This is a genomic window from Kaistella haifensis DSM 19056, assembly GCF_000735695.2.
Lineage (GTDB): Bacteria > Bacteroidota > Bacteroidia > Flavobacteriales > Weeksellaceae > Kaistella > Kaistella haifensis.
This window is the reverse complement of the sequence record NZ_JASZ02000040.1, coordinates 1-12,220: the sequence shown is the minus strand read 5'-3', so window position 1 is coordinate 12,220 and position 12,220 is coordinate 1. Positions and strand designations below refer to the sequence as shown.

At 35.3% G+C, this 12,220-nt stretch carries 9 protein-coding genes and 1 pseudogene; 7 read left to right on the top strand and 3 right to left on the bottom strand.

The features are described 5' to 3' along the window. Positions 1 to 83: 83 nt before the first annotated feature. The 3 genes from rsmI to AP75_RS12890 are packed head-to-tail and all read right to left on the bottom strand — an operon-like array spanning position 84 to position 3,159. The gene (gene rsmI / locus AP75_RS12900; RefSeq protein ID WP_088264923.1) at positions 84 to 755 is read right to left on the bottom strand and encodes a 16S rRNA (cytidine(1402)-2'-O)-methyltransferase; all 672 of its coding nucleotides are present in this window, start codon (positions 753 to 755) and stop codon (positions 84 to 86) included. Positions 756 to 786: 31 nt separating this feature from the next. Then, complete coding sequence (locus AP75_RS12895; RefSeq protein WP_031502129.1) at positions 787 to 2,163, bottom strand: UDP-N-acetylmuramate--L-alanine ligase; 1,377 nt, start codon at positions 2,161 to 2,163, stop codon at positions 787 to 789. A gap of 18 nt (positions 2,164 to 2,181) precedes the next feature. Then, the gene (locus AP75_RS12890; RefSeq protein ID WP_031502128.1) at positions 2,182 to 3,159 is read right to left on the bottom strand and encodes a hypothetical protein; all 978 of its coding nucleotides are present in this window, start codon (positions 3,157 to 3,159) and stop codon (positions 2,182 to 2,184) included. 58 nt (positions 3,160 to 3,217) lie between these two features. Here AP75_RS12890 and AP75_RS12885 point away from each other — a divergent pair, with 58 nt between their 5' ends. From AP75_RS12885 to AP75_RS12855, 7 genes and pseudogenes are all read left to right on the top strand, one after another. After that, a complete protein-coding gene (locus AP75_RS12885) occupies positions 3,218 to 3,805 on the top strand; it encodes a thymidine kinase (protein WP_031502127.1) in 588 nt (195 codons plus the stop codon). Next, complete coding sequence (locus AP75_RS12880; protein WP_088264922.1) at positions 3,805 to 6,249, top strand: bifunctional UDP-N-acetylmuramoyl-tripeptide:D-alanyl-D-alanine ligase/alanine racemase; 2,445 nt, start codon at positions 3,805 to 3,807, stop codon at positions 6,247 to 6,249. Before AP75_RS12885 ends, AP75_RS12880 begins: the two co-directional genes overlap by 1 nt. Further along, positions 6,250 to 8,415 (top strand): patatin-like phospholipase family protein, encoded by a 2,166-nt coding sequence (locus tag AP75_RS12875; protein ID WP_088264921.1) that lies wholly within the window; start codon positions 6,250 to 6,252, stop codon positions 8,413 to 8,415. Positions 8,416 to 8,419: 4 nt separating this feature from the next. After that, positions 8,420 to 8,827, top strand: coding sequence for an rRNA maturation RNase YbeY (gene ybeY, locus AP75_RS12870; protein WP_031504540.1), 408 nt, complete (start codon positions 8,420 to 8,422; stop codon positions 8,825 to 8,827). 135 nt (positions 8,828 to 8,962) lie between these two features. After that, entirely contained in the window at positions 8,963 to 10,825 is a 1,863-nt protein-coding gene (gene mnmG, locus AP75_RS12865; RefSeq protein ID WP_088264920.1) for a tRNA uridine-5-carboxymethylaminomethyl(34) synthesis enzyme MnmG, read from the top strand. Positions 10,826 to 10,918: 93 nt separating this feature from the next. After that, positions 10,919 to 11,737 (top strand): class I SAM-dependent methyltransferase, encoded by an 819-nt coding sequence (locus tag AP75_RS12860; protein ID WP_088264919.1) that lies wholly within the window; start codon positions 10,919 to 10,921, stop codon positions 11,735 to 11,737. 267 nt (positions 11,738 to 12,004) lie between these two features. Further along, positions 12,005 to 12,220, top strand: a pseudogene (locus AP75_RS12855) (IS5/IS1182 family transposase); the annotation flags it as partial.

Here is a 12,220-nt window from a genome sequence, read left to right as displayed (position 1 = left end):
TCAATTTGTAAATGTTTTTGTATTTAATAGAAAAATGAACAAAATTAAAGTATCTTTAATTTAATAATGCACTACGAGTTAGATTAAGTATTATTCACCACCAGGACAATTTCACCTTTTAAAGTTTTGCTTTTGGAAAAATCAATTAACTCATTGATTGTCCCGCGTTTGGTTTCCTCAAATTTTTTAGAAATCTCCCTGCTTAGGCTAACCTTTGTTTCCTCACCAAAGAATTCTTTGATCTGCTCCAGTGTTGTGTTGATCTTGTGCGGACTCTCGTAAAGAATGATTGTTTTTTTCTCCTCTGCCAGTTGTTTCAATTTGGTTTGTCTTCCCTTTTTTTGAGGTAGAAAACCTGCAAAATAAAAATCGTGGTTGGGCAATCCGGAAACCACCAAAGCCGGAACAAAAGCTGTCGCACCCGGCAAACACTGCATTTCGAGATTTTCATCAGCTATGGCTTTTGCTAAAAGATAGCCGGGATCGGAAATTCCTGGAGTTCCCGCGTCGGTAATGATCGCAATGTTTTGTCCGTTTTTCAAATCTTCAATTACTTTTTGCGTCGATTGATGCTCGTTGTGTAAGTGATACGCTTTCAGCGGCTTAGAAATTTCATAATGTTTTAACAGAATACCAGAAGTTCGGGTATCTTCACACAAAATATAGTCTACTTCTTTCAGCACTTTTATGGCTCTGAAAGTCATATCTTCAAGGTTTCCAATCGGTGTTGGAACAAAATACAGGATTCCCGACATTTATATTAAGTTTAATCCTTCGCGGATTTAATTATAATTTCTCGAATAGATCTTTACAAAACTCTTCCAAACTTGGATCTCTTGCCCCCATCAAAAGTAGAACGGTTCCTTCTTTCATTTCGGGTTTCAATGCTTCCAACAAATTGTTTCTATCTTCCACAAAATGGGCATTTCTACCTTTATTTTTAATATCTTCAATTAAATCATTGGCAGAAATATCTTTCACAGCGGTACCTCCGGCGTAGAAAATTTCGCTCATCCAAATTTCATCCTGAGGTCTCAATGCGTCCGAAATTTCTTCTACAAAATCTTTTCTCAAAAACCTTGTTGGTCCATAACCATGAGGTTGAAACCACGCAATTACCCTATCTGCCAAAGGTTGACAAGCTTTGATGCTCGCCGCACATTTCGCAGGATTGTGTGCATAGTCGTCAATAACCCAAACTCCTTTTTTCTGTCCAAGAATCTGATGACGTCGATAAATTCCTTCGTATTTTGACAAACTTTCCGCACAAACTTTCAAATTTACTCCGATTTGGTGAGCTACAGCGATGGCTGCAGTTGCGTTTTCTACGGAATGTCTTCCGATGGAATTCATTTCGAATTTTTGATTTAGCACTTCAAAGCTTAAATGAAATCCATTTTGTTGAAAGTTTCCAGCAGAAAATCCGGCATTTTCATCTTCAAAACCAAAATCGTTTTTGGGGTTTGCTGACAAAGTTTTTGCCAATGTATTTGATTGATTTACAATAAATAAGCTCTTTGTGTTATTTTTAAAAATGGTAAACAATTCAATCAATTCATCAATTACCTGATGATCTTTATCGATGTTTAAAAGTAAACCGATTTCCGGCTCGTATTGAACCACCGAACCATCACTTTCATCCGCTTCGATGATCAACCAATCGCCTTTTCCAACGGCTGCATTTCCTATTTTTCCTTGCTTGATAATTGAGGTTAAACCCGCTCCGGAAATAATACTTGGTTCTAGCTTAGCATCGAGTAAAATTTGAAATAACATCGCAGAAGTTGTTGATTTTCCGGAAGTTCCTGCAACCGCTATTGTTTTTTTACTTTTGGCGATGATGGATAAAAGTTCACTTCTTTTAATAATTGGAATTCCGAGTTCTTTTGCTTTTTGAACTTCGAAAACCGTGTCCTCAATTGCTGTGGAAATGACTACCAAATCTGTATTTTCGGTAATTCCGCTACCGTCTTGAAGGAAACAAAGGATTCCTTCGTTTTCTAATTGAGTTTTTGTTTTGTTGTAGGTTTCGGGCAAGAAATAGCGGTCGCTTCCCGAAACATTTTTTCCGATTCCTTTCAGATATTGTGCAATCGCACTCATTCCCACACCGGCAACACCGATAAAGAATACATTCTGGAAATCGTTTATATTTTTAATCATTCTTTGATTTTCAGTACGTTATAGAAATTTATTTTCAACCAATCCCCAGAGTCTTTGCGCAAATTCGTCAACTTTATTCCAGTTTTTGGCGTAATAAACGTCGCTTAAATATTGTTTTGCATCTTCCAGATTATCATAAGAATTCAGCTGATCGATAGTTTTTTTCAGTTCATCAGGATCGCCATTAAAAAGATGTTTGGTGAACGCCACTTTATCATTCAAATCGAGTCGGAATTCAGGTTTTCTTTTTTCTGCTTCCATAAAATCAGTCGGAATATTGCTCTTCGCTATGCTTCCCGAAGCGATAATTTCCGGTTTTTTTTCAATAGATTTCTCTTCCAAATCTTGCAATGGATCTTGATCAAAAAGATTTTGAACTGCTTTTAAACCTTTGATATGAGCAAGTTTGAATTTCTTTTCCAATGAAGGTTGCTCCGTTCTCACCTCTTCGTGAACTTCTTTCGGCGGCATTTTTGCATCTTCTTTATGAAATTCTACAATTTTTCGGCGTCGCTCTTCCATTTCTAGAAATTCTTTTTCCTTTTGAGCAGCAATTTCATGATCATTATTCATGACTTCCGGTTGCGCAATTTCTTCCATTTTTTCTTCGTGAACAGGAGCTGGTTCTTTTTCAGTAGGCAGAACTTCCGAATGCTCAACCTCTACAATTTCATTAAGTTCCTTGGTGAAAATTACTTCCTCTTCGATGATATCTTCTTCAAATAAAGCTACTTCAGCATCAGTTTCATGTTGAGAAACTGCCTGATTAGAAGGTAATTCCATTTGCTGAAGTGGAATTTCCGGAGCCGGAGAAGGTTGACTGAGCAAATCAGCATTTTTCTCCAAAATCCTCAAAAAGGCGATGCGATCGGTAATTTCAGCAAACAAATCTTGCTTTGCAAGCAGTTCTTCTTTGGAATTTATCTTTGAAAGCGTTTCGAGAATACTTTTGGATTCAAAAAAAATTTTTTCCTGTATATCTTGAAGGTTTTGCATAGTTAAGCTATTAAATTTCCTTAATTTTGGTCTTTAAATATTACGGCTAAATTAACAAATGTTTTTAGAAAATACAATTAATCACGCAAAACAAAGCGGATGGATGGAAGTTATCTGTGGATCGATGTTTTCGGGAAAAACCGAAGAGTTGATTCGCAGGCTTCGACGAGCGGAAATGGCAGGACAAAACGTGGAAATTTTCAAACCCAGACTCGATACTCGATATGCGGAAGAAGAGGTAGTTTCCCACAATCAAAACAAAATAAGAAGTACTCCGGTAGAAAGTCCGAATGAGATTCTCCTTTTGGGATCAACTTGCGATGTAGTAGGAATTGACGAAGCGCAGTTTTTCGATGATAGCATTGTAGAGATAGCTAATCAATTGGCAAACAATGGAATACGAGTGGTAATTGCCGGATTGGATATGGACTTCATGGGCCGTCCGTTTGGTCCAATGCCCAATTTAATGGCGACCGCTGAATACGTAACTAAAGTCCATGCGATTTGCAAAAGAACAGGCAATTTGGCGAACCATTCGATGCGGATATCGACCAATAAAGACTTGGTACAACTGGGCGAAACTGAAAGCTACGAAGCGGTAAGCCGAAAAGTTTTCAATGAAGAATATCTGAGCAGAAATAAATAATGAACTATACTACCCAACAACTCTCTGAAATTACAGGGTCCGAACTGATAGGCGATGGACAACTGTTGGTAAAAAATATCGATTTCGATAGCCGAAATATCTATTCACCGGATAATACAGCTTTTGTTGCGATCACAACTTCTAAAAATTCAGGCGAAAAATATATTCATTCTGCAGTTGAAAAAGGAATAAAAATCATTATTGCAGAACATCAAATCCCTGAAATTGAGAATATCACTTGGATTTTGGTAAAAAATTCGGTTGATTTTATTCAAGATTTAGCGAAATATCATCTTTCTCAATATTCCTTAAAAACCATTGGAATTACCGGTAGCAATGGAAAAACCATTGTAAAAGAGTGGCTGTATCAAAGTCTTTTTGATGATTATAAAACCGTGAAAAGCCCGAAAAGTTTTAATTCACAAATCGGTCTTCCACTTTCCTTGTTACAAATCGGAAAGAATGACGAAATCGGCATTTTCGAAGTGGGAATTTCCAAGCCAGCAGAAATGGAGAAGATGGAAGAAATTTTCTCTCCAGAAATTGGAATTTTAACACATATCGGAGCGGCTCATGCTTCCAATTTTGAAAATGAGGAACAACTGATTCATGAGAAATTGAAGTTATTCAAAGATTCCAAAACGATTATTTTTAATGGAGATAATGAATTGGTTCACCGAAAAATACATGAATTGTATTCAAGTAAAAAATTAATTTCTTACGGGCTTCAAAATCATAATCATCTCTATATTAAAAATGATTGGACCGATCGTTCATCCTCTTTAGAAATTCAATATTTTGATGAAGAATTCAGGCTTTCTGCGCAACAGAGAGATGAGGCGACGCTTGGCAACGCGCTATGCATTATTGCAGTTTTAAAAGAATTTAATTTTCCGACTCCGAAAATTATTGACAAAATCAATGCGCTGAAATCCATTGAAATGCGACTTGAAAGTGTAAATGGCGTTCGCAACAATTTGATTATCAACGATTCGTATAATCTGGATTTAGATTCATTGAAAATAGCTTATCAATTTATTAAAGAATATAATAAGCCTAAGAAAACACTGATCTTAACTGATTTTGTAGAAGGTAAAAACTCAGAACAACTTTATCATGAAGTTGCGGACTTAACCAACCTGCAGCATTTCAGTAAAATATTCCTCATCGGTGAAGAAATTAACCAATACGAAAAACTTTTCGCAGCAGAAACTTATAGTTTTGATAACACCAACAAACTTACTGAAAGCCAACACCTTAATCAAATAGAAAACGAGCTCATTCTATTAAAAGGTGCCAGAAAATTTGAAATTGAGAAAGTAAAGAACCATTTAGAACTTCAGAAACACGACACGGTTTTGGAGGTGAATTTAAATGCAATTCTTCATAACATCAATATTCATAAAGGTTTGCTAAAGCCCGAAACCAAAATGATGGCGATGGTAAAAGCGTACTCTTACGGATTGGGCGGTTACGAAATTGCAGAATTCTTACAATATCATCACATCGATTATCTTGGTGTAGCGTATGCAGATGAAGGTGTTGATTTAAGGAAAAACGGGATTACGACGCCGATTATGGTGATGAATCCGGAGCAACACAGCTACAACATTATTATCGATTATAACTTAGAGCCGGAAATTTATAGTTTCCGCGTATTGGAATTATTTCATCAGCAGCTCATTCAAAAAGGAGTTAACAAGAAATATCCCATTCATATTAAACTAGAAACTGGAATGCATCGACTTGGTTTTAAGAAAGATGAATTGGATGAACTCATTGAAAAGTTGAAGTTGATGAATGTGAAAGTACAATCCATTTTCAGCCATTTATCTTCGTCGGACGTACCTGAAGGCGAAGAATATACTTTAGAACAAATTGACACTTTCACTAAAAATTCAGAATATTTAATGAAAGGACTTCAATACCACCCGATTCGGCATATCCTCAATACATCCGGAATTGTGAGTTATACTGATTATCAGTTTGATATGGTAAGAATTGGAATTGGTATGGTAGGAATTTCATCTAATCCCGAGATTAAAAAGCAATTAAAAAATGCAGTAACATTTAAAACCGTTATTTCACAAATTTCTCATGTAAAAAAAGGCGAATCGGTGGGTTATAGTCGGAGATATCAACCGGAAAAAGATACAAAAATTGCAACCATACCTGTAGGCTATGCCGATGGAATACCTAGATTAATCGGTAATAAAGTTGGGAAAGTTGGCATTCATAAGAAATTATATCCTATCGTAGGAAGCGTTTGTATGGATATGATGATGATTGATATCGACGATGCTTCTGCAAAAGAAGGCGAAGAAGTGATAATTTTCAATTCTAATCCAAGTTTAGAAGAATTTGCATATTATTGTAATACAATTCCTTACGAAGTTCTCACTTCGATTTCGAGAAGGGTAAAAAGAATTTATATAAAAGACTAAATGAAAAAACTCCTCCTTCTGCTTCTTGCAATTTTTCTCAATATTCCTTTATTTGCACAAGTTAAAGAAGGATTTATGGTGCCTTCGCATCCGAAAATTGGTTTATCACTTGCGGGCGGAGGGGCAAAAGGTTTTGCCCATATCGGGGTTTTAAAAGTTTTGGATTCTTTAGGAGTAAAAGTCGATTATATCTCCGGAACCAGCATGGGAGCGATTGTGGGCGGACTTTATGCATCCGGATATACGGGAAAAGAAATTGAGAAAATCGTACTCGATACCGATTTCTACAATATTATCGCCAACGAAAAGACCAGAAAAGAAACTACCTTCTTTAATAAATCCGTTGATAAATACATATTGAATTTGCCAGTAAAAAACGGAAAAATCAATGTCGTTCCAAAAGCGATATCAACAGGTCAGAAAAATATTTATCTGCTCAAAGAACTCTTTAAAAACGTTTCCAGTATTGATGATTTCTCGAAGTTGCCTATCCCTTTCATGTGCATAGGAACTAATCTGGAAAGCGGAAAGATGGAGATTTTCGAAAAAGGAGATTTGGTAAGTTCTATTATGGCAAGTTCAGCATTTCCGTCACTCATGGATCCGGTAAAAATTGGTGATTCCATCTATATTGATGGGGCAATGACGGTGAACTATCCTTCCAAACCTTTAAAAGACAAAGGAATCGACATCGTTATTGGAGTCGATTTAAGTCAAGGACTTAACACGAGAGAAAAATTACAGTCAGCGATTGATATATTAAATCAGGTGATTGATTATAGTATTCAGAAGGAAACGAAAAATCAATATCAATACACCAATATCAATATTCATCCCAATTTGGAGGGAATGAGCGCTACGAGTTATGATGCAAAAAAGGCCATTCTCGACTCCGGTTACGCTGAAGCGAAGAAATATATCCAACCGCTGTCTTTGCTTCCTAAAAATGAAGAAAGAGTGCTTCGTGCACCTTTAAACTCTGTTTATTCCAACGTTTATAAGATTGATAGTTTAATACTTGAAAACAATCATATTTTTAAGAAAAACTATGTGCAGGGAAAAATGAACTTGCGCGTTCCATCACTTCAAACCTATGGCGGCATCAATAAAATGATCGATAAATTATATGCTACCAATAATTACACGTTGATTAATTATGATATCATCCAGAAAGGCAATTACAATTTTCTCAAACTTACCGTAACAGAAGATGACACCCGCTTTTTCTTAAAATTTGGTTTGCACTATGATGAAATTTTTAAGACAGGATTACTGCTTAATGCTACTGCAAAGCGCCTATTATTCCGAAACTCGATTATTTCATTAGATGTCGTAGTGGGTGATAAACCTCGTTATTATTTCAATTATTTCATCGATAACGGCTATATTCCGGGAATTGGAGCTTATGCTTCCGGTATGACACTTGACCTTACCGACATCAATTCCACCGAATACGAAAGATGGAATTGGTTTCGAAATGAGTTGTTTATTCAGTCCATTTGGAGGGACAAATATGCTATTGGAGGTGGAATTAGTCATGATTATTTTGAGTCTAAATTTGCGGGAATTAAAACCTACTCCAATTCCAAAAATTTTGTGAATGCTTATGTTTTCATTAAAACCGATACGCAAGATGATAAAAGTTTCCCATCAAAAGGGCTATTCCTTCATGCAGAAGGTAAAGCTTTGGATTTGTTGAATGATCAACAAGAAGGTCGTACGGTACAGATGAAAATCACATCCCAACTCAATTTTCCGCTTTCACCACGATTAACTTTCCGTTTAGGATTATTTGGTGGAATTACCGTTGGAGAAGAACTTTCGAACTATTATCGTTACAGAATTGGTGGTATTTTCGAACAAAATTTAGGCAATTTTGTGAAATTAATGGGTTATGAATTCGGACAACTTGATACCCAAAACTTGCTTGTTGCAACAAATAGTTTACAATATAATGTTCACAAAAATTATTTCTTGACGGGACATTTCAGCATCGCTAATTTATTTAACGATGTAAAAGTGGATGACATTTTACACATCAATGAAACATCAGCAGGATTGACGGCAGGATACAAATCTCCTTTCGGACAGATCAAATTTAATTTTAGCAGATCTTTAACTCAAAATAATAATGTTTTCAGTGTAATACTGGGACATTGGTTCTAAAATTATGATACATTTCTTTTTTGAAAACATAGATAAATTTTCTCTTTCCGACAGAACTAAGGATTGGTTGATTAATCTGATCACCAATGAAGGAAAGAAAGCCGGAGAAATCAATTATATTTTCTGTGATGATGAATATCTGCTGAAAGTAAACCAAGACTTTCTTCAACATGATTATTACACTGACGTCATCACATTCGACTATGTAAAGGGGAAAACTATTGCCGGAGATATTTTCGTATCTTTGCCGCGCATTTCTGAAAACGCTGAAACCCATTCCAAAGATTTTAATGTTGAATTACACCGGGTCTTAGCTCACGGAATCCTTCATCTCTGCGGTTATAAAGATAAAACTGACGATGAGGTAAAAGAAATGCGCAATAAAGAAGACTATTATTTAAATATTTTATAGAAATAAGGTTGATCAATTGGCTTTTAACTTCATTTAAATTGATAAAAATGCTGTAATCAACCATTAATTTTATGAAAAATTAGATAATGTTTCACGTGAAACAATCAATACTAATCCGTTCTTATTAAAGATAAAATGATCAACGAAATATACGACGTAATAGTTGTAGGTGCAGGACACGCCGGTTGTGAGGCAGCAGCTGCAGCAGCTAATATGGGCTCGAAAACACTTCTTATAACCATGAATATGCAAACCATAGGACAGATGTCTTGTAACCCAGCAATGGGTGGTATTGCAAAAGGACAAATCGTAAGAGAAATAGATGCGATGGGCGGTTATTCAGGAATTGTTGCGGATAAATCTGCTATACAATTTAAAATGCTGAATCTTTCCAAAGGTCCGGCAATGTGGTCACCAAGAACCCAAAACGATAGAATGCAATTCGCTGAAGAATGGCGTTTAGCCTTAGAAAACACCCCAAATCTCGACTTTTTTCAGGATATGGTGAAAAGCCTTATCATTGAAAATAATCAAGTTGCAGGAGTAGTTACATCGCTTGGAATTTCTATCAAAGGAAAATCCGTTGTTCTTACAAATGGTACTTTCCTGAATGGTTTAATCCATGTTGGAGACAAACAACTCGGAGGCGGAAGAATGGGTGAACCAAGAGCCTTTGGCATTACCGAACAGTTGGTTTCTTTAGGTTTCGAAGCAGGAAGAATGAAAACAGGAACTCCTCCTCGAGTAGATGGAAGAAGTTTGGATTATTCCAAAATGAAAGAGCAAAAAGGTGATGAAAATCCTCAGAAATTCTCTTATACCGACACCCCAAAACTCACCAAACAACTCAGTTGTCATATTGTTTATACCAATGAAACGGTACACGATATTTTAAGAGAAGGATTTGATAGAAGCCCGATGTTCAATGGTACAATCCAGAGCATTGGTCCAAGATATTGTCCAAGTATTGAGGATAAAATCAATCGTTTTGCGGAAAGAAACCGTCATCAGTTATTTGTGGAGCCAGAAGGATGGAAAACTGTAGAAATCTATGTTAATGGTTTCAGTTCGTCATTACCTGAAGATATCCAAATTAAAGCCATGAGACACATTCCAGGATTTGAAAATGTGAAAGTTTTCCGCCCTGGATACGCAATTGAGTACGACTACTTCCCTCCTACTCAACTTTTTCATACGCTCGAAACCAAATTAATCGAAAACCTTTATTTTGCAGGACAAATCAATGGTACGACAGGTTATGAAGAAGCTGCAGGACAAGGTTTAATTGCCGGCATTAACGCTCATAATAAAGTACACGACAAAGGGGAATTTATCTTAAACAGAGACGAAGCATATATCGGAGTTTTAATAGATGATTTGATTACTAAAGGAACAGAAGAACCTTACAGAATGTTTACTTCCAGAGCAGAATACCGCTTGCTTTTAAGACAAGATAATGCAGATATCCGCTTGACTCAAAAAGCATTTGAACTAGGTTTAGCCAAAGAAGATCGACTGAAAAGAGTTCATGAAAAAATAGAAAAAAGCAATGAATTGGAACACTTTTTAAAAGAAACTTCACTGAAACCGGGAGTTATTAATCCTATTTTAAATTCAATCGAGTCCTCCCCTGTTGATCAAGCGTTTCGAGCTGCACAAATTCTTACCAGACCGAATATGAATCTTCATAAACTAGAAGAAATTGATTTCATTAAAGAAGTTACTCAACAATATGAAGAAGAAATCAAGGAACAAGCTGAAATCAATATCAAATACAAAGGATATATAGAAAAAGAGAAAGAAAATGTGGCAAAACTCAATCGATTAGAAACTATAAAAATTCCGGAAGATTTTGATTTTACGAAAATAAGCTCTCTTTCTTCAGAAGCCAAGCAAAAATTGACGAAGGTACAGCCAAAAACTATCGCTCAAGCTGGAAGAATCAGCGGAGTTTCACCCGCGGACATCAATGTTTTATTGGTTTATTTAGGAAGATAATTTTCTATTACAATTAAATGTTTCACGTGAAACCATTGATTTAAAACTTCAATATTCAACTATTGGAGTTTTCATTTTTAAATATGAAATTATATGAAAATTAAAGATCATTTCCTGTCACAGGAAACTTTCGAAATAAGAGAAACTCCGGTAAAAGGGCTTTACAAAACTCATCCGATTCCCGAAAATTTAGATACATATTACGAGAGTGAAAATTATATTTCTCATCATCAGGATTCGGGAAGTCTGAAAGAAAAACTTTATAAATTTCTTCAAAGATTTAATTTGAATTATAAAAGAAATATCATTGCCCAAGAACTCTATCGGAATGCCAGTGTATTAGATTATGGTTGCGGAGCCGGTGAATTTTTAAAATTTATAGAAGATGATTTCACCACTTTTGGATACGAGCCGAGTGATGCAGCAAGAAATTTTGCCCAAAAGAAACTTCAAAAAACCCAACTATTAAATGAAATCGATTCGATAGAAAACGGAAGTTTAGATGCAATTACATTATGGCATGTTTTCGAACATATCGAAGATCAGGAAAATATGTTGAAGAAATTTCATGACAAATTAAAGGATAAAGGATTACTAATTATCGCAGTTCCGAATCCGAGTTCTTATGATGCAAAAAAATACAAAGAATATTGGGCAGCTTATGATGTTCCAAGACACATTTTTCATTTCACAAAATCGGGTATGGAAAATTTAATGAACAATGAAAATTGGAAAATCAAAAAAATCAAACCTCTCCTACTCGATTCATTTTATATCTCCATGTTGAGCGAAAAATATAAAAAATCTCCTTTTTTTTGGATTAAAGGAATGATTTACGGAGCGATTTCTAATTTTAAAGGGTTAAAAAACTATGAATTTTCAAGTTTGATATACGTTATCGAAAAAAAATAGTTTTTCGATTTTTGACCAGTTTCTGAAGGTCAATTTTTTAGTAAAAGGAACATTTTTATCGAAAATTTAGAACCAATGCTTCGAAAAAATTATAAAAAAAAAAGTTTCCAAGGAATTTGAAAACTTTTTCTATTCTTAAAAATTAAATTAATTAACTAGTCGCTCCTTAAAATGTGTTTAACATATTGAATATTAGTGTTTTAATCAATATTTCACTTGTGTTTTCTTGCAGGCTTTTGTATCTTAGAGCCTTAAAACCTTGCAAATATGTTGGGAAAAAATCCAGAGAAACTGCCAGAATTATTCCGTCCTATGTTGATAGATTTTATTGATAATACGCACGAACTTGTTTTGCTTGCAGAAAAAGTTGATTGGAATTATTTTGAAAAAGAATTCGCCTCCCTATATTCCAAGAAAGGAAACGCAAGCCATCCGATCCGGTTTATGGTGGGCTGTCTGCTTCTGAAACACCTTTACAATTTG

Coding starts and splice junctions, on each gene's coding strand:
- rsmI (WP_088264923.1), bottom strand. CDS start 755: ATGTCGGGAATCCTGTATTTTGTTCCAACACCGATTGGAAACCTTGAA.
- AP75_RS12895 (WP_031502129.1), bottom strand. CDS start 2,163: ATGATTAAAAATATAAACGATTTCCAGAATGTATTCTTTATCGGTGTT.
- AP75_RS12890 (WP_031502128.1), bottom strand. CDS start 3,159: ATGCAAAACCTTCAAGATATACAGGAAAAAATTTTTTTTGAATCCAAA.
- AP75_RS12885 (WP_031502127.1), top strand. CDS start 3,218: ATGTTTTTAGAAAATACAATTAATCACGCAAAACAAAGCGGATGGATG.
- AP75_RS12880 (WP_088264922.1), top strand. CDS start 3,805: ATGAACTATACTACCCAACAACTCTCTGAAATTACAGGGTCCGAACTG.
- AP75_RS12875 (WP_088264921.1), top strand. CDS start 6,250: ATGAAAAAACTCCTCCTTCTGCTTCTTGCAATTTTTCTCAATATTCCT.
- ybeY (WP_031504540.1), top strand. CDS start 8,420: ATGATACATTTCTTTTTTGAAAACATAGATAAATTTTCTCTTTCCGAC.
- mnmG (WP_088264920.1), top strand. CDS start 8,963: ATGATCAACGAAATATACGACGTAATAGTTGTAGGTGCAGGACACGCC.
- AP75_RS12860 (WP_088264919.1), top strand. CDS start 10,919: ATGAAAATTAAAGATCATTTCCTGTCACAGGAAACTTTCGAAATAAGA.